The 17,137-nt window shown below is 59.9% G+C and carries 17 protein-coding genes; 9 read left to right on the top strand and 8 right to left on the bottom strand.

Going from position 1 to position 17,137, the window contains the following annotated elements:
- Positions 1-105: 105 nt before the first annotated feature.
- A complete protein-coding gene (locus tag ACZYUB_RS12600) occupies positions 106-2,538 on the bottom strand; it encodes a beta-glucosidase (protein WP_463948376.1) in 2,433 nt (810 codons plus the stop codon).
- A gap of 504 nt (positions 2,539-3,042) precedes the next feature.
- On the opposite strand from ACZYUB_RS12600, the gene ACZYUB_RS12595 reads away from it, so the two are divergent.
- The 4 genes from ACZYUB_RS12595 (at position 3,043) to btsR (ending at position 7,619) form a co-directional block, all read left to right on the top strand.
- Positions 3,043-4,077: a helix-turn-helix transcriptional regulator gene (locus tag ACZYUB_RS12595; RefSeq protein WP_463948375.1), complete on the top strand. Its 1,035-nt coding sequence runs from the start codon at positions 3,043-3,045 to the stop codon at positions 4,075-4,077.
- Between the two features lie 195 nt (positions 4,078-4,272).
- The gene (locus ACZYUB_RS12590; RefSeq protein ID WP_463948373.1) at positions 4,273-4,875 is read left to right on the top strand and encodes a VC2662 family protein; all 603 of its coding nucleotides are present in this window, start codon (positions 4,273-4,275) and stop codon (positions 4,873-4,875) included.
- Between the two features lie 315 nt (positions 4,876-5,190).
- Positions 5,191-6,870, top strand: coding sequence for a LytS/YhcK type 5TM receptor domain-containing protein (locus ACZYUB_RS12585; RefSeq protein WP_463948449.1), 1,680 nt, complete (start codon positions 5,191-5,193; stop codon positions 6,868-6,870).
- Positions 6,864-7,619: a two-component system response regulator BtsR gene (btsR, locus tag ACZYUB_RS12580; protein ID WP_463948371.1), complete on the top strand. Its 756-nt coding sequence runs from the start codon at positions 6,864-6,866 to the stop codon at positions 7,617-7,619. Before ACZYUB_RS12585 ends, btsR begins: the two co-directional genes overlap by 7 nt.
- Here the strand turns inward: btsR and ACZYUB_RS12575 are convergent.
- Positions 7,594-8,535, bottom strand: a complete 942-nt coding sequence (locus tag ACZYUB_RS12575; RefSeq protein ID WP_463948369.1) for a LysR family transcriptional regulator — start codon at positions 8,533-8,535, stop codon at positions 7,594-7,596. The genes btsR and ACZYUB_RS12575 overlap by 26 nt on opposite strands.
- 137 nt (positions 8,536-8,672) lie before the next feature.
- Here ACZYUB_RS12575 and ACZYUB_RS12570 point away from each other — a divergent pair, with 137 nt between their 5' ends.
- The 5 genes from ACZYUB_RS12570 to ACZYUB_RS12550 all read left to right on the top strand — a co-directional run bounded on the left by ACZYUB_RS12570 (position 8,673) and on the right by ACZYUB_RS12550 (position 12,802).
- Complete coding sequence (locus tag ACZYUB_RS12570; RefSeq protein WP_463948367.1) at positions 8,673-9,617, top strand: sodium-dependent bicarbonate transport family permease; 945 nt, start codon at positions 8,673-8,675, stop codon at positions 9,615-9,617.
- A gap of 2 nt (positions 9,618-9,619) precedes the next feature.
- Entirely contained in the window at positions 9,620-9,922 is a 303-nt protein-coding gene (locus tag ACZYUB_RS12565) for a P-II family nitrogen regulator (RefSeq protein ID WP_460883864.1), read from the top strand.
- Between the two features lie 198 nt (positions 9,923-10,120).
- Positions 10,121-10,642: a 5-(carboxyamino)imidazole ribonucleotide mutase gene (gene purE, locus ACZYUB_RS12560; protein WP_463948365.1), complete on the top strand. Its 522-nt coding sequence runs from the start codon at positions 10,121-10,123 to the stop codon at positions 10,640-10,642.
- Positions 10,639-11,727, top strand: coding sequence for a 5-(carboxyamino)imidazole ribonucleotide synthase (locus tag ACZYUB_RS12555; RefSeq protein ID WP_463948363.1), 1,089 nt, complete (start codon positions 10,639-10,641; stop codon positions 11,725-11,727). Before purE ends, ACZYUB_RS12555 begins: the two co-directional genes overlap by 4 nt.
- 322 nt (positions 11,728-12,049) lie before the next feature.
- Complete coding sequence (locus ACZYUB_RS12550) at positions 12,050-12,802, top strand: substrate-binding periplasmic protein (RefSeq protein WP_463948361.1); 753 nt, start codon at positions 12,050-12,052, stop codon at positions 12,800-12,802.
- A 430-nt stretch (positions 12,803-13,232) separates the two neighbouring features.
- Here the strand turns inward: ACZYUB_RS12550 and ACZYUB_RS12545 are convergent, their stop codons facing one another.
- From ACZYUB_RS12545 to ACZYUB_RS12520, 6 genes are all read right to left on the bottom strand, one after another.
- Positions 13,233-13,736, bottom strand: a complete 504-nt coding sequence (locus tag ACZYUB_RS12545) for a tetratricopeptide repeat protein (RefSeq protein WP_463948360.1) — start codon at positions 13,734-13,736, stop codon at positions 13,233-13,235.
- Positions 13,737-13,777: 41 nt separating this feature from the next.
- Complete coding sequence (locus ACZYUB_RS12540) at positions 13,778-14,173, bottom strand: GFA family protein (protein WP_463948358.1); 396 nt, start codon at positions 14,171-14,173, stop codon at positions 13,778-13,780.
- Positions 14,174-14,419: 246 nt separating this feature from the next.
- Positions 14,420-15,304: a class A beta-lactamase gene (gene bla, locus ACZYUB_RS12535; RefSeq protein ID WP_463948356.1), complete on the bottom strand. Its 885-nt coding sequence runs from the start codon at positions 15,302-15,304 to the stop codon at positions 14,420-14,422.
- Positions 15,305-15,422: 118 nt separating this feature from the next.
- On the bottom strand, positions 15,423-15,752 hold the full coding sequence (locus tag ACZYUB_RS12530) for a hypothetical protein (RefSeq protein ID WP_463948355.1): 330 nt from the start codon (positions 15,750-15,752) through the stop codon (positions 15,423-15,425).
- A gap of 161 nt (positions 15,753-15,913) precedes the next feature.
- The gene (locus ACZYUB_RS12525; RefSeq protein ID WP_463948353.1) at positions 15,914-16,342 is read right to left on the bottom strand and encodes a hypothetical protein; all 429 of its coding nucleotides are present in this window, start codon (positions 16,340-16,342) and stop codon (positions 15,914-15,916) included.
- A 133-nt stretch (positions 16,343-16,475) separates the two neighbouring features.
- On the bottom strand, positions 16,476-17,006 hold the full coding sequence (locus ACZYUB_RS12520) for a GNAT family N-acetyltransferase (protein ID WP_463948351.1): 531 nt from the start codon (positions 17,004-17,006) through the stop codon (positions 16,476-16,478).
- Positions 17,007-17,137 lie beyond the last annotated feature (131 nt).

The raw sequence follows: 17,137 nt of genomic DNA, 5'->3' as shown, positions 1-17,137 counted from the left end.
ATCTGTATTTCCCTTCCTCCCTCGTTCCAGGGGTGAACGTCTATGTTCTATCCGGTCGCGCGAAGATAAAAAAAGGCGGGTCAAAGACCCGCCAGAGGGACTGTGTTACTTGGCGGTAAACACAGTTTCGAACGAAGATGCGGTCACGCCAGTCGGCAGCGCCAGGGCGCCGGCGGTGGTGTTGCTGATGACGATCTTGTTGCTGACGGTGAAGGTCACCGGCGTGGTGGTGGAAACATTCGAGGAGGGGCTGACGTAGGCCTGGTAGGTTCCGGCGTCGACAATCCACTGGTTGTTGGCTTCATCGAAGCTGGCCAACCACTTGGCCGGGATGGTGAACGTCAGATCCTCGGAGGCTCCGGCTTCCAGCGCGGCGGTCTTGGCAAAGGCCTTCAACTCGATGGCCGGTTTGGCAATGGTGCCTGCGGGCGCCGCGATATAGACCTGGGCCGCTTCCTTGCCGGTGACACCGCCGGTGTTGGTCACTGTGGCCGTGACGGTCACGCTGCCGGTGGCGCCCTTACTATCCAGGGTATTGCTGGCCACGGCGGCATGGGTGTACTCGAAGCTGGTGTACGAGAGGCCATAACCGAACGGGAACGAAACCTCCTGGTTGAAGGTGTCGTAGTAGCGATAGCCGACATAGATGCCTTCGTTGTAGTAGTTGGTGTCGACTGTGCCATCGGTATCGGAATCAACCCCCGTGAAGCTGCTGGCGGAAGGAACATCGTCATAGCTGGCCGGGAAGGTCTGGGCCAGCTTGCCGCTCGGGTTGGCAGCGCCGGAGAGCAGATCGGCCACCGCATCACCGGCTTCTTGGCCTGGCATGTAAGCCAGCAAGATACCATCCACCTGATCTTTCCACGCAGTATCGATGACACCGGCAACGTTGAGCACCACCACGACTTTCTTGCCCTGGGCATGGAAGGCGGTGGCGACATCGCTGATCAGATCGGTTTCCAGCGTGGTGAGCTGATAATCCCCGGCCGTGTCGGTACGATCGGCACCTTCGCCGGAGTTACGCCCCAGGGTGATGACCGCAATGTCGTCATTGGCGGCATAGGTGGCGATGTCGCTGGCGCTGACATCCGCCTCGACACAGGTGACTATGGTTGATACCCCGAAGGCATCGGTAGTTTCCTTCTTGTTAGCGGCGAAGAAGTCGTCATAGAAACTCTTCAGCGTGCTGTCGAGGGTGAATTGCTTGGCCAGGCCATCGGCAATAGAGGTGACATAGGCGGAGTGGACATCCCCACTGCCGGTGCCGCCCTTGAGGGTATTGATCTGGGCGATCCCGAAGGCGGCAATCTTCTTGCCTGGGGTGATCGGCAGAGCATGATTGTCGTTCTTCAGCAGCACCATGCCTTCTTCCGCGGCTTGCTTGGAGATCTGGGCATGAGCATTCAGATCCGGATTGTTACCACCGCCGACGCCCTGATTGGTGGTGGTCTTCAGCACCTGGGTCAGGATGCGGGTGGCGTCGTCCGTAATCACCTCTTCGCTGATCTCGCCACTGGTAAAGGCGGTTTTCACTCGGGTCAGGTAGTCGGTGTAGTTGCCGCCGTTGGCAAAGTTAACGCCACCCGGCTGGATCAGATCGTTACCGGCCTTGAGCTGGGCGACCGGATCATCCCCGGCGAACCAGTCACTCATCACCAGACCCTGATAGCCCCACTCGTCCCGCAGCACCTGAGTGACCAGATCCGCGCGCTGGCTGGTATAGGCACCATTCACCTTGTTGTAGGAGGTCATCAATGCCCAGGGCTGGGCTGTTTCCACGGCATACTGGAAGCCGCGCAGGTAAATCTCGCGCAATGCCCGCGGCGAGATGATGTTGTCGACGTTCATGCGGTTGGTTTCGGAGTTGTTGGCCGCAAAGTGTTTGATGGTGGTGGCAACGCCTTCGGACTGGGAACCGGCCGTGACAGCGGCGGCGATGGCACCGGCGACCAGCGGATCTTCGGAATAGTATTCAAAGTTCCGGCCATTGAGCGGGTTACGCTGGATGTTCATCCCGGGCGCCAGCCAGAAATCGACCCCGTACTCCTTGGCTTCATTCCCGGCGGCGGCGCCAACTTTCTTGGCCAGATCCAGGTTCCAGGTGGAAGCCAGCAGGGTTCCGACCGGGAAGCCGGTGGCATAGAAGGTGCCGGATTCATCATCCCGGGTCGAACTGATCCGGATCCCGGCCGGGCCATCGGCGAGTACGGCGGCGGCGACGTCCACGCCCTCATCGCTGTTCAGTACGCCGCTGATATAGCCGGCGGCACCCTCCACGGCGGCCTTGAGATTGGCGACCGCGGCGGTGTTGATGGTGAAGGTGGACATGTCATAGCCGGGGCCGATCAACATATTCATTTTTTCATCGGCGCTCATCTTGGCAATGATGGCTTGGGCTTTGGCCTTGTAATAGGCGTTGTCCTTGGTGGTACTGGTGTTATTGTCGGAGTCGCTGTTACAGCCAACCAGGCCAAACAGGACCAGCGAGACGGCGGTTGCAACGGCGGTCACCTTGACCTTGTGGTTATATGTTGTCATTTCCCATTCCTTTTGCAGCAGGCTGAAATTAGTCCACGGTTCTTTGTGTGTTAATCGGAAATAGGAAAGGCAAGTGATTTAATAATTACCAAATAGTTATGTCACGCCAACAGCAATCTATTTCCGGCCTTTAGCCTAGCGGTTTGAACTATTTTGTCTTTGGCCGATGGGGGCAACTTTTTTGCATTTGGGGGGAGGTTATGAAAGTGCTTTCAGGGTCACAGCGTTACAGTTTGTTGCATTCACATAAACCCCTTATCTGTGAGCCCGATCCCTTTGTTAACGAAGTCGGACTGATATAAACATCGCCGCAATGAATGGGCCGTTTTAGCTATTCGTTCACCATTCAATAATAACCAGATACAAACAAGTCCAGATGCGCCCGATAACGCGCGGTGGACCCCAACACACAGAGGATGAAGCGGCCGCACCCGGGCGGAGATGGGGTCGGATGACGTGGAGCACGGCGGGAATCGTACTCACGGCATAGCAAGGAGAACACTCATGGGCCAGAGTGTGTCAAACCTGATAGCGAGGAACATGCTGGGGATACTGGATTCCCAGGGCGTCGTGGTGTCGACCATCATGGCGCAGTGCGGGATCAGTCGGCATGTGTTGGAAAAAAATGGCGGGCGGCTGTCAGCGCAGCAGCATTTCCGATTTCTCCAGTTCACCGGGCATTATCAGGAGATAATTATTAAATCCATATTGGAGAAAAATATCCAACAAGGATTAACGACTTTTAATTATTCCAATTTCCCGGAGTTTGTCGGTTCCTATTTAAATCAGGAAACCGGCCTGAAATTATTGCAGGTATATCAACAGTATCGAAAGATAGTGGGTGATTGCGATGAGATATTAATAACCCGGAATGACACGCACACCCGGGTTGAATATGTGGTTGAAGGTCCCAGAGCCGGTAATTTTTCAGCGGTGGGAAATTTCATCATGATGTTTGATGCATTGCGCAACAGCATTCCGGATCTGCGGGGGCAGATCTGGCTGGAAATAGCGCGCGACGGTTCCGACTCCGCCCTGGAGGCCTTTTTTGGCCAGCGTTGCCACTTTTCCCAGGCCCACAACCTGTTGTTACTGGAGAATAGCCAGCTGGATCGGCCGAATCACTGCTTCAACCGCGTACTGCACCAGGGGCAGATGCTGTCGTTGCAGCGCAGCTGCGAGCAGATAGCGCCGCCGTTGACGTTCGCCGGTTTAGTCAGCGAGCTGATTGAACACGCCTTCGAGAAAGCCTGGTTGCAGGGGGAGCAGCACATCTTGCCCCAGGTCTGTGCCCTGCTCGGTATCAGTCGCTGGACCCTGAACGAGCGTCTGCGACCGGCCGGTACCAGTTTCAGCGAATTGTTGAAGCAAAGCCGGTTACGACTGGCCTGCCGTCTGCTGGTGGAGTCGGATCAGAGCATTTCCCAGATCAGCGAACGGGTCTGCTTCTCCTCCCAGGCGGTATTTTCCCGTTTTTTCAGCAGCCATCTGGACATGACGCCCCTGGGCTATCGTCAGCGTTACGGCCAGCGGATGTGACCGGGCGGCCGGGTTGAGTTTCTGCCGACTCGTGCTAAAAGTCGTTGGCGCTGTGCGCCTGTCTGCAGCTGATTCAGCCTCGATTGGGGTTTGTGGTTTATGATGGCGGCGACTCTGGTCGCGGGCAGCTGAATTCCCGCACCAATACACCGGCAGGAATCTATAACCGGCATACATCATAAAAGGAGCTTTACGATGCAATTACGACTCTTGGCCGCCGCCGTGACCCTGAGCTGTGCCAGCTGGGCGCAGGCCAGTACCCCGGTGCAACTCTCTCTGCCGGGGATCAATCTGCCGGCCTCGCAGCAGGTCTCCGGCGCTCGTCTGAGTGTGCTGTATGGTCAGACCGGCTCGGTGAGCGGGCTGGATGTGCCGCTGTTTGCGCTGTCCGATACCAACCACTTTACCGGTATCCAGTTTGCCCTCGGCGTCGGTGCCGCTCGGGTGCGACAATCCTTCCACGGTGTGGCATTGACCGCCGTCAACTGGCATGAGGGCCGGGATCAAGGGGTCAATATTGGCCTAGTCAACCTGACCAACCAGGCGCAGGGTCTGAATGCCGGTCTCGTCAACGTCGGCAACAGCATGCAGGGGCTGAACTTCGGCATGGTGAACATTGCCCAGGGCAATGCCCTGGCCAACGTCGGTTTCGTCAACTACGCCGAGCGCACCACCTTCCAGCTCGGGCTGTTCAATGCCACCCAGCATCTGGACGGCGTGCAGATCGGTCTGGGCAACTATGCCGCCAACGGTATCTTCCCGATCTTGCCACTCATCAATATCAGCAAGTCGTTCTAATCGCCTACGACCCGGTTGCGGGGAGCTAGTCTGCTCCCCCGCTTAATTCCCGTGCGCAGCCCGAATGCTTGTCAGTTAAACGGTTCGGGAGAGACATCCTCTTTCGCCAACCCGCCGTAAACCCTTCCATGGGGGCTCGATGGCGGCATCCCTGCAGCCAACGGCTGGCTCAACAGGCTATCTCTCCTCCGCTAACTGACTCGCATTAGGGCCCAGCCCCGGCTTTCGTGCGTCAGCCCGCAGTTGCGGATCGGCGGCTTTGTTATAACACGGCGGTTTTCGTGGTACGCCGAGGTATGTATGGGCATGGAACAACTGTCGCTGGTGATCTCCCTGTTCCAGCAGTTGTGCGTTTATCTGGTGATCGCCTGGCTGCTCTCCAAGACGCCGCTGTTTATGCCACTGACCCAGGTGACCTTAAGCCTGCCGCACAAGCTGGTCTGCTACCTCATCTTCTCCACCTTCTGCATCCTCGGCACCTATTTTGGTCTGCGCATCGAGAACTCCATCGCCAATACCCGCGCCATCGGCGCCGTCCTGGGCGGTATCGTCGGTGGCCCGGCGGTTGGCTTGCTGGTGGGGCTGACCGGCGGCCTGCATCGCTACTCGCTCGGCGGCTTCACGGCGCTGGCCTGCATGTTCTCCACCGTGGCCGAAGGGCTGCTCGGCGGTCTGGTGCATCGCCACTTTGTCGCCCGGCGGCGGCTGGATCGGCTGTTCAATCCCTGGATGGTGGCGGCGGTGGCCTTTGTCGCCGAGCTGATGCAGATGAGCATTATCCTGCTGGTGGCGCGACCGCTGGCCGATGCCTGGCATCTGGTGCAGAACATAGCGCTGCCCATGCTGGTGGCCAACACCCTGGGTGCGGCCATGTTTATGGGCATGATCCTGGATCGGCGCGCCATGCTGGAGAAGTATTCGGTGGCCTTCTCGGCCCGGGCGCTGAAGATCGCCGAGCGGGCCATGGGGGTGCTGGATCAGGGCTTCACCCAGCAGACCTGCGCCCAGATGGCGCGCATCCTGTATGAAGAGACCGGCGTCGGTGCCGTGGCCATCACCGACTGTCATCAGCTGCTGGCCTTTATCGGCATCGGTGAGGATCACCACCTGCCGGGGACGCCCATCACCTCGCCCCACACCTTTGCCGCCATCAGCCGCAACGAGGTGGTCTATGCCGACGGCAATCTCATTCCCTACAGCTGCACCCTGCATCCGGGCTGCAAGCTGGGCTCGTCGCTGGTGATCCCGCTGCGCGGCGAGGAGGGGCAGGTGGTCGGCACCATCAAGCTCTACGAGCCCAAGCGCAAACTCTTCTCCTCGATGAACCGCACTCTGGGCGAGGGCATAGCGCGTCTGCTTTCCGGGCAGATCCTCTCCGGCAAATACAACGAGCAGAAACGGCTACTGGCCCAGGGGGAGATCAAGCTGCTGCAGGCCCAGATCAATCCGCACTTTCTATTCAACGCCCTCAATACCCTGTCGGCGGTGATCCGCCGGGATCCGGAGCAGGCCCGCGCCCTGGTGCAGCACCTCTCCACCTTCTTTCGCAAGAATCTCAAACGCCAGAGTGACGAGGTCAGCCTGCGCGATGAGCTGGAGCATGTGCAGGCCTATCTGCAGATCGAGCAGGCGCGCTTTGCCGATCATCTGAGCGTGCAGTGGCAGATCCCGGAATCGGTGCTGGAGTGCCGGCTGCTGGCCTTCTCCCTGCAGCCGGTGGTGGAAAATGCCATCAAGCATGGCATCTCGCAGATGCTGGAGCCCGGTTGCCTGACCCTGGGGGCCGAGGTGCAGGCCGATGCGTTGCAGCTGGTGGTGAGTGATAACGCCGGTCTGTATCAGCCACCAGCGGACAGATCCGGGCTGGGGATGAATATCGTCGACCGGCGCCTCAAGGCGCGCTACGGCGAGCGCTATGGCGTGCGGGTCGAGTGCGAGCCCGGGCGCCTGACCCGGGTGATTATCTCTCTGCCCCGGATGGAGGTCCTATGTTAACGGCACTGATAGTCGACGATGAACCCCTGGCCCGCGAGGAGCTGCGTCTGCTGCTGCAGGCCTCCGGCTGTATCGAGGTGCTGGGCGAGTGCGCCCATGCTCTGGAGGCGCTACCGGCCATCCATCGCCTGAAGCCGGATATCCTGTTTCTGGATATCCAGATGCCGCGCATCAGCGGTCTGGAGCTGGTGGGCATGCTGGATCCGCACGCGCTGCCCCATATCGTGTTTGTCACTGCCTTTGACGAGTACGCGCTGCGCGCCTTCGAGGAGCACGCGCTGGATTATCTGCTCAAGCCGCTGGATCCGGCCCGGCTGCAACGCACCCTGGATCGGTTGCTGCTGCTGGCGCATCGAGAGCCGCCTGTGGCGGAGCGGGAGGGGGTAGCGGCCCCGGGCTCTGGCGATCCGGGATTAGTGGCGGCCCCGCTGCGCACCATTCCCTGCATCGGTCATAACCGCATCCTGCTGCTGCCGCTGGCCGAGGTGGAGTATGTGCACAGCGATCTGACCGGCAACCGGGTGGTGGCGGGGGAGCGCCAGGGCACCACCGAGCTGACCCTGCGCACCCTGGAGGAGAAGAGCGGCTTTCTGCGCTGTCACCGCCAGTATCTGCTCAATCCGGCGCTGATCCGCGAGATCCTGCTACTCGATGGCGGTCTGGCCGAGGTGGTGACCTGTGGCGGCCACAAGGTGCCGGTCAGCCGCCGTTATCTGCGGCCACTCAAGGATCAGCTGGCGATCCCGTAGTCGATGCATTGGTAGTCTCGGCTTTGCCGGATAACAATTGATGCGCGGTCTGGCTGACCGCCAGCACCGCCGGATGGGTGAGGCGGCGCTCCAGGGAGATGGCGTAATAGCTGACCTGGATCTCGTCCAGCCGCCCGGCTTGTTCGACCCCATAGTGGCGACACACCTCCTCGAGGATCACCTCGGGTACCGGAAACAGCCCCACGCCCGCCTCGCCGAACGACTTCATCAGCGCGCTGTCATCAAATTCGCCGACCACATGGGTCGCCAGTTTCTGCTCCTGGAGCCAGCGGGCCAGCGGAGCGCTCTGGGCGGCATTGGCACCGGGCAACAGCAGCGGCAGTTCGCGTAAGGCTCGGGGAAAGTCATGGCGCGCGCGCGCGGCGAGGGTGGGAGTGCCGACCCAGATCAGCGGGCTACGCCCCAGCCGATGGCTGTAGCCCTTGACGCCGACGGTGGCGGGCAGCGGGCGGTCGGAGATCACCAGATCCAGGTGATGCAGCGCCAGTTCGGCGAACAGCTTCTCCGGCTTCTCCTCCTGGCAGAGCAGGCGCACCGGTTGGCTCAGTTGCAGCGCCGGGGCCAGCAGCCGATAGGCGATGGATTTGGGCACCGCATCGGTAAGCCCGACCCGCAGGGTCAGCTCGCCCTGACGCCCCGGATTGTGCAACAGGGCTTCGAGCTCATTGCCCAGCATGAAGATCTGCTCGGCGTGGGGCAGCGCCAGTTGCCCGGCGGCGGAGAGCTCCATGCGGCGGCCGGTGCGCACAAACAGCGGCGTGCCCAGGGTGCGTTCCAGCTCGCCGATCTGGCCGCTCAGGGTCTGCGGCGTCAGGTGCAACTGTTCGGCGGCACGGGTGATGCCACCGAGTTTGGCCACCTGCCAAAAGTAGTAAAGCTGCTTGTAGTTGAGCATCAATCATCAGCCTGTAACGAACATTTCACTAATTATATTCGATTATTTCTGATGAAGAACCCTTGTTAGACTTGCCCCCACCCAAGGTAGGGTCGTTGCCGCTGGTAGCGCACCCGTTCATCGACAGGGGGCATCTTGTGTCACTGGATCCAGTCATTCTGTTTTTTCTGCTCGGTCTGATTGCCGGGCTGGCGCGGGCGGAGTTGCGACTCCCGGCCGCCATCTACGACTTCCTGAGCATGCTGTTGCTGCTCACCATAGGCCTCAAGGGTGGCGTCGAGCTGGCCGCCAGCGACGTTGGCCATCTGCTGCCACAGTTGCTCGGTGTGCTGTTGCTGGGGCTGCTGTTTCCGCTGCTGCTGTTCCCGCTGCTGCGCTGGCTGGGGCGCCTCAATCGCGCCGACTCTGCCGCCGTGGCCGCCCACTACGGCTCGGTCAGCGTCGGTACCTTTGCCGTCGCCACCGCCTATCTGACCCACATGGCCATACCGTACGAATCCTATATGCCGGTGTTTGTGGTGATCCTGGAAGCGCCCGCCATTCTGGTCGGCATCGTGCTCGCCCGGGGCATCAGCCGCCAGACGCGCTGGCGCAGCATGGGCCACGAGATCTTCTTCGGCAAAGGGGTGGTGCTGCTGACCGGTGGTCTGCTCATCGGCTGGATCTGCGGGGGAGAGGCGATAGCACCGCTCAAGCCGCTGTTCTTCGACCTCTTCAAGGGCGTGCTGGCGCTGTTCCTGCTGGAGATGGGCCTCATCACCGCCAGCCAGATGGGCTCCCTGCGCCGTCATGGCCTGTTTATCCTGCTGTTTGGCACCCTGATCCCGCTGCTGGGCGCCTTCGTGGGCGGCCTGCTGGCGCTGGAGCTCGAGTTCTCCCTCGGCGGCACCATGCTGCTGGCGACTCTGGCGGCGAGCGCCTCCTATATCGCAGTGCCGGCGGCCATGCGGATGGCGGTGCCCGAGGCGAACCCCGGGCTGTCGCTGGCGGCCTCGCTCGGCGTCACCTTTCCTTTCAACGTCCTGGTGGGGATCCCGATGTACCTGACCTGGGCGCAATGGCTCCATCAGGCTGGAGGTTAATCATGCAAGCTGTCTATCGACAACTGGTCACCATCATCACCGAGGCGGTGCTGGAGAGTGAGCTCACCCGCCAGCTGGAGCAGCTCGGCGCCCGTGGCTACACCATCACAGAAGCGCGGGGCAAGGGCAGCCGCGGCATTCGTGATGCCGGGTGGGATGAGGTGCGCAATATCCGTATCGAGGTGATCTGCGAGGAGGCGGTGGCCGAGGCCATCATGGACCATCTGCAGGCCCACTATTACGACAACTTCGCCATGGTGATCTTCAGCAGCGAGATCCGCGTGCGGCGGGCAAACAAATTCTAGATGCCGAACTTCATCATGGGGCTCTTCATCATGGGACATCGACAGGAAAGCTCAGGCTGACACGCCGTGAACCCATCCGTGGGGGCTCCACCGCGCCATCCCTGGCGCGGAGGGTCAGCCAGTGCTTCCCCGTCGCTGTAATGAGTGGTGGTTCGAAACAGTTAGTAATCCATTGAGGCAAACAAGAGGAAGGCAAGGGTGACGACAGCGACAGATGCAAAGGTGGGGATCATCATGGGCTCACGCTCGGACTGGCAGACCATGTCGGCCGCGGCACAGATGCTCGAGGAGCTGGGCGTGCCCCACGAGGTGCGGGTGGTGTCGGCCCATCGCACGCCGGATCTGCTGTTCGACTATGCGGCCACGGCGCAAGAGCGCGGTTTGCAGGTGATTATTGCCGGAGCCGGTGGCGCCGCTCACCTGCCGGGCATGGTGGCGGCCAAGAGTCTGCTACCGGTGCTGGGTGTGCCGGTGGAATCCAGGGCGCTCAGCGGCATGGACTCCTTGCTGTCGATTGTGCAGATGCCCAAGGGCATTCCGGTGGGCACCCTGGCCATCGGGCCTGCCGGAGCCGCCAATGCCGCCTTGCTGGCGGCCAGCATGCTGGCCAATCAGGATCCGGCACTGCGCCAGGCGCTGGCCGATTTTCGCGCCCGGCAGACCGAGCAGGTGCTGGCGCAGCCGGATCCGAGGATCGAGCTATCGGGGGGGAATGCATGAAACTGCTGATTCTGGGGGGCGGCCAACTGGCCCGTATGCTGGCGCTCGCCGCCGCGCCACTGGGCATCGAGTGCCGGATCGTCGATGCGCAAGCCGATGGCTGCGCCGCTCAGGTCGCGCCCTTCAGCTGCCGGGATTGGTCCGTGCCGGGGGCGCTGGACGATCTGCTGGCCTGGGCCGATGCCGTGACCTATGAGTCGGAGTCGATCCCGGTGCCGCTGCTGGAGTCGATCGCCAGCCAAGTGCCGCTCTATCCGCCGGTGCGCGCCCAGCAACTGTGTGGCGATCGGCTGATCGAGAAGCAGACTCTGAGCAACCTGGGAATACCGGTGGCGCCGCACCGCGCCGTCAGCTCGTTTGCCGAGCTGGAGCAGGCGGTCCACGAACTGGGACTGCCCGCCATCCTCAAGTGGCGCACCCAGGGCTATGACGGCAAGGGGCAGTGGCGGCTGGATGCAACCTCGGATCTGGCGGCCATCTGGCGCGCCGCCGAGGCGCGGCCTGCCATTCTGGAGGCCATGGTGCCCTTTAGTCGCGAGGTCTCGCTGTTGGCGGTGCGCAGCCCCACCGGTGAGCTGGTCTGCTATCCGCTGACCGAAAACGAGCACCGGCAGGGGATACTGCACAGCTCCCGGCCGCTGGTGGACGATCCGCTGCAGGCCCAGGCCGAGGAGTATGCCCGCTCCCTGCTGTCGGCGCTGGAGTATGTGGGCGTGCTGGCCATCGAGTTCTTCGTCCAGGATGGCCGCTTGATTGCCAACGAGGTGGCCCCCAGGGTGCACAACTCCGGCCACTGGACGCTGGAAGGGGCGCAGACCAGCCAGTTTGCCAACCATCTGCGGGCGGTGATGGGGTTGCCGCTGGGGGACACGTCGCTCATCGCGGCCACCGCCATGCTCAATCTGATTGGCGCGCTGCCGCCGCTGCCACCCCTGCTGGCACTGCCCGATCTCCATCTGCACCTGTATGGCAAGGCCGAGAAGCCGGGGCGCAAACTCGGTCATCTGACCCTGCGCTGTGCCTCGCCGCAGGCCCTGCAGCAGCAGTGGCAGCAGTTGCAGGGCGTCACAACTGCCGCTGGCTAACCTCATCCAGCCCGGGCCATGCCGGTCGGCATGGCCCTCTGGTGTTCCCGCTCGGGCTATGCCTCCAGCCATTCATCATCTCTCCCACCATCATTCCGTCATCTCACCATTCCGTCACACCTTTGGCCAGCGCCCAGGTGGCGCGCACGAGGCCGCACTGCCATTTCCTGCGGCGGCGCAAGGTTCAACGAGCCATCCCCTGAAATAATGGTGCCTTGCGGGTCTGTCATGCACAGCGCATGGCAGAGCCGGGCAGCGTATCAGCCAGGCGGTGGAACCATGGCTACGCTTAACACGATGGCCGGGCCAGGAGAGAGCATCGATGGGAAGAGGGGGAGTGGTCTCGCTGCTGATGCTGATCGGCCTGTGGGCCGGGGTGAGCCCATGCCTGCAGGCGGGCGAGGCACCAGAGCCCCGGGTGGTCTGCTCGAACATAGCGCCCTTTGTCTTCAGCGAGCAGGGCAACTATCGCGGCTATGCCTATGAGTTGGGGCAGGCGGTGATGCAGCGGTTGGGGTATCGCGGGGTCATCGAGGTGCAGCCGCTGGCGCGTGCTAACCGCACGGTGCAGAGCGAGGCCAACGTCATCGCCCTGTGGGTGGGGCGCATCCCGGAGCGCGAGGCGACGGTGCACTGGATTTATCCGGTGGTCGTGGATGATTTCAGCGTCTACACCGTCAAGGGCCAGCCGGTGGCCGCGACGCTGGAGCAAGCCAAGGCGCTGCGGATGCTGGGGGCGAATATCGGAGCGGCCAATGCCATCGCCGCCCAGCGCAAGGGGTTGGATCGCGTCGAGCTCATTACCTCCGATGATGCCAATGGCCGCAAGTTGATGAGTGGTCGCATCGACGGCTGGATCGCCTCGCGCTCGGCGGTACGCTTCTTCATCCGTTTACACGGTCTGCCGGAGGAGACCTTGGTCAGAGGGGCGAAGGTCAGCGACTATCAGGCCTGGGTGGTGGCCTCGCTGGGCACGGATCCGGCAGTAATGGCGGCCTGGCAGTCTACGCTACAGGCGATGGATCAGGATGGCACTCTATCGCGACTGGCGGATCGGTATCGGATCCAGCGGTGAGGATGCGCATATCGATGCGGACTCGACTTCTGGATCGGTCGCGGATCGCCGATCTGGATCCGGTTCCTCCATCGGGGTGAGCCGATTCTGGCTCTGGTTTGATCCGGTTCCGCCTGACAGACGTTGGCGATCTGTCCACCTGCGGCGAACGGCGGCGGGCCAAGGGGGAAAAGGCCTCCCCCTTGGCAATCCCGGGCCCAGGTTTATGCCGACTGCCGGGAAAACCCCGGGCTTCGGGATTCTCTCCACCGGCCGGGAGCCACACGCCATCCCTGGCGTGACGCTCCCTCTTACGGTCATCCTGACCGCTCACCGGCTCCATTCACCCCGCAGCCCGGCCCGGCAGATGGCTTCTGATTGGGTGGCGAAGGGCAAATGCCTGAAGCCTGAAGCCAAGTGCCAGACGTAAGACGTTAGCGATGGGGCTGGGCTACCACTTTTTATCCAGGTTGTTGGCATAGAGCAACAGGGCGTTTTGGTAGTTCTGGATCTCGGGGTGCTGGGTGGTTGAGACCAGGAGTGTGAGCAGGAGGGACGTGGCTTCCTGGTGGCGACCGAGATTGTATAAACAGATGGCGTAGAAGGGCTGCACTTCCAGGGCAGCGGGATATTCGGCGAGGGTCTGCTCGAAGTAGCCCAAGGCCGTGGCGTAATCTCCCAGGCTGCGATAGGTGCAGGCCAGGCCGAAGAGGGTATCGAAGCGCTCGGTGGCTGACAATTCACCGGACAAAGCGGCTTGGTAATGGGGGATAGCCTCTTGTTCCCGGCCTTGGTTGTCATAGCACCAGGCGATCTGTAAATGCGCGCTTGGCGCATACTCAGGCTGGTCTAACAGACCACGCAGCAGCAGGCGCGATTCGTCGTAGTGGCCCTGCTGGCGCAACGCCACCGCCTGCTGGATCACACCAGCCATCCCCGCTGCTTTTTGTTGCATGCCGCACTCCTGTTTTCGCGTTCCGCTGCCGCGAGCGGCCGTTATGGGCGCTCGGGGTATTGGGGGATATCGTCGTGGATTTCATCCCAGGGGGCTTTGGAGTCGACAAAGATATGCGCGACGGGTTTGAGCTGGACCGGGGTGTCCAGGGTGCCAATGCGCAGGCGCAGTAGATCCGGCTGGGAGGGGCGGCGACTGACTAATGGCGAGCCGCACTGCTTGCAGAAGGAGCGAAACACGCCCGGCGTGGATTCAAATTCGGTGACGTAGTCTTGCCCGGCGATAATTTTAAATTCATCGGCCTTCACGGCGGCATTGACGGCAAATGCCGAGCCATTGGCTTTGCGGCACTTGGAGCAATGACACATCATGGCTTGGCCAAGCTCCCCTCGAATTTCATAGCGAATGGCATTGCACAAACAGCTTCCGGTTAACATCACAGCCTCCTGGGCTGGCCTGAGGAAGCCACCACAGTAGGAAGCGCTGCCCAGCAAGTCAACCACATCAGAAATAGGCTATGTACCCGTTATGTGTGGGGAGGCTCTGCTCAGGCGTGAGGAGTCTGTACGAGGCGCAGACACGTCGTAAATACATCCATGTAGCCTCGATGGCGGCATCCCTGCCGCCAACGGTCCGCATTTGTCCCAGACGCCATGCCTCTTCTTTACTGTGCGGCACCGCCGTCAAGGCTGCGGCAGATAGTGCTTAAAGATCGCCTGGCCCAGGGTGACGATGGCCTGATTGCGCTCATCCATAGTTGCATCGGTCTGTGCGATATAGATGCTGATAATCAGCGGTGATGACGCCGCCGCCGTGTGCGGCCAAACTACGGCGGTAATACTGCGGGCACCAAAACCACCGGCCCCGGAGCGGTCGGCAATACTCCAACCGGTGGGTAATACCGAGCGCAGCAGATTGCCGGTGACCTGATTCTGCGCCATCCAGCTTTGCAGCTGCTGCTGACTCGAAGGCGACAAGGCCGAGCCAAATAACAGCGTCTGCAGGCTTCGGGTGATGGCGTTGGGGGTGGTGGTATCCCGCGCGTCACCGGCCAAGCCCTGATTTAGCTCCGGCTCCCGGCGATCCAGGCGCGTCAGCGGATCGCCCAACTCGCGCATAAAGCGGGTGATCCCCTCGGGCCCACCCACGGCGTGGAGAACAATATTCGCCGCCGTATTATCACTGGTGTGCATCGCTGCCGCACATGCCCCATTCAGGGTGACGGGCTGCCCGACCTGTTTTTCGATCACCGGCGAATAGGTGACCAGATCGGATTGTTGAACCGTGACGCTATCCGTCAACTTGAGCCTCTGGCGCTCGGCATCTTGCAATAATTTTGCGCACGCCAATGTCTTGAAGGTACTGGCTAACGGGAACCGCTCATCGCCCTTGTAATCCCACTGCTCCCCGGTTTTTACCTCCAGTACCGCAACCCCAATCCGCGCCGAGAGTTTCCCCTCCAGCGCCACAATCGCTTGCTCCACGGCCTGAAAGTCATGACCCGCCGCCGATAATCCCGCAGGCATCCAAAGCGCGAGCGCCACTAGAAGAGCATTGCAATAGTTCATGGTTTTCCAAGATGAGTAGGGGCGCGCCATTTTAGCGGCAAGCAATCCAATGTAAAAACAGGATAAACCGAGGGGAGTGGTGGGGGGATTGCGGTGAAGAACGGCAGGGAGTTAAGGGTTAAACCACGTCTTGGTGCCATTGGATATTGGCTATGCCGTCGCAGCGCGCTAATACCTGGTTCAAGGCATGAAGCAGCGGCATAGCGCTGGCGACCGGTGCCTTATTGCGTCCAAACAGCCCCTTGGCTTTACAGTCGAGATACACCCGCCATGTCGTTGGCGAGCCATCTTGGTTGCTACAGCAGAGCCAATATTCGTTATCCGCCACGAGATATTCAATAAACCAGCCCCAGTCCTCACTAGCCGGATAGCTGGTTTCAACCCCTTCCAGCGCCAGCTCCCGTGATAACCACCACGCCAGTTCGGCACCATACACCTGAGGATTCACTTGCCCCTCCTCAGAGAGAAACGGTGTAAAAAGCCGGGATTCAAAATCTACACAGGTATCCATATATCTCCCTGAATAATGGTCAAACGATCCTGTTGGCGTGATTATTATTCTCGCGTCTCAGCTATGTTCTAATAATGGACTGGTGGATTTGTAGTGCGTCATTTGGATTTTTTGCATGACACAATACCTTGAGCTGTTTTCCAGTTCCTGCAGTCATCATATATGCATGTCATGCTGTCAAAGTTTGACTCATATCTTGTTGATCTAGTCACTTTTGTGTCATAACCATTTGGGCATAGCTCACTAGCTCGCCGATGGAATTGTTCTTCGACATATTCATAACTTGAGAAACCATTTCCAGAATACTCAACATAAAATATTCCATCACCCATTTTAACATCATCATATCCAATATGATGCAGGTCAAGAATCCCCTCTTTGTCTGCCCGATGATATGGAGCAGCACAACCAGTCAGGTATATGGTAAAGAGACATACCAATATTCGTTTAAATGAACATGACACTCTTTGAGTATTATTGTGAGCTTTAATAGGGTTAAGTAAGTGATTGGTTTTATGCTGATTCATTCAGTGATCCATTTTAATTTATCACCCATGCGGGGTGTATCTTTCACTTGTGATACTGCGTAGCCCGTAGATGTGATGAGCGAAGCGTAATTACATCAATGCTTTTGTTTCATAGAGTATTCTGCGGAGCGGATTACCATAACAGTGGCTTGCACAAGGCTTTGACACACTGCGTCGCATGCGGTCCGTTTTCTATTACACCCTCACGGATGGCGACGGCTTGCCAGCCAAACGGATATTGAAGCGGATAGGGTGCGCTATAGCTACTCGCAGCCTCAGCACTAAAGCCAAATCGGCCGTAATACTCCGGCGCGCCGTAGACAAAGAGAATATCGACACCCAGAGTGGATAATTGCTGCATGCCATATTCAACCAGTACCGAACCAATGCGTTGATTTTGGCAATCCGGCCGCACCGCCAGCGGCGCCAAAATATAAGCCTGAATAGTCGCCTGGTTCTCTATTTTGACAGGAGAGAAAGCGACGTGCCCCACCACGGCATCCTCCATTTCGGCAATCAGAGAGATGATCGGTAACGCCGAGTTCTCGGCAAGCAGCTCCACCGCCAGTGTCGCCACTATTTCGTTTTCCCTTTCGGGGAAAGCCGACCAACAAAGCCGTCTGATCCCATCACCATCTTGAGTCGTCGCGATTCGAATATTCATGATTCCTCTGCTAGCGTTGGAAATTGTCGCATCGAATTTTGTGTTAGGTTATTTATTCGGGTTGTTTTTATTCATGCGTGGGATTGCGCTATTGCTAATAGAATCTGCGGTCCTGATATTGCTTAGTTATC

The organism is Pseudaeromonas sp. HNCC25DJ182, assembly GCF_055413365.1.
This window is presented reverse-complemented; position numbering and strand designations above follow the sequence as displayed.

Coding starts and splice junctions, on each gene's coding strand:
- ACZYUB_RS12600 (WP_463948376.1), bottom strand. CDS start 2,538: ATGACAACATATAACCACAAGGTCAAGGTGACCGCCGTTGCAACCGCC.
- ACZYUB_RS12595 (WP_463948375.1), top strand. CDS start 3,043: ATGGGCCAGAGTGTGTCAAACCTGATAGCGAGGAACATGCTGGGGATA.
- ACZYUB_RS12590 (WP_463948373.1), top strand. CDS start 4,273: ATGCAATTACGACTCTTGGCCGCCGCCGTGACCCTGAGCTGTGCCAGC.
- btsR (WP_463948371.1), top strand. CDS start 6,864: ATGTTAACGGCACTGATAGTCGACGATGAACCCCTGGCCCGCGAGGAG.
- ACZYUB_RS12575 (WP_463948369.1), bottom strand. CDS start 8,535: ATGCTCAACTACAAGCAGCTTTACTACTTTTGGCAGGTGGCCAAACTC.
- ACZYUB_RS12565 (WP_460883864.1), top strand. CDS start 9,620: ATGCAAGCTGTCTATCGACAACTGGTCACCATCATCACCGAGGCGGTG.
- ACZYUB_RS12555 (WP_463948363.1), top strand. CDS start 10,639: ATGAAACTGCTGATTCTGGGGGGCGGCCAACTGGCCCGTATGCTGGCG.
- ACZYUB_RS12550 (WP_463948361.1), top strand. CDS start 12,050: ATGGGAAGAGGGGGAGTGGTCTCGCTGCTGATGCTGATCGGCCTGTGG.
- ACZYUB_RS12545 (WP_463948360.1), bottom strand. CDS start 13,736: ATGCAACAAAAAGCAGCGGGGATGGCTGGTGTGATCCAGCAGGCGGTG.
- ACZYUB_RS12540 (WP_463948358.1), bottom strand. CDS start 14,173: ATGTTAACCGGAAGCTGTTTGTGCAATGCCATTCGCTATGAAATTCGA.
- bla (WP_463948356.1), bottom strand. CDS start 15,304: ATGAACTATTGCAATGCTCTTCTAGTGGCGCTCGCGCTTTGGATGCCT.
- ACZYUB_RS12525 (WP_463948353.1), bottom strand. CDS start 16,342: ATGAATCAGCATAAAACCAATCACTTACTTAACCCTATTAAAGCTCAC.
- ACZYUB_RS12520 (WP_463948351.1), bottom strand. CDS start 17,006: ATGAATATTCGAATCGCGACGACTCAAGATGGTGATGGGATCAGACGG.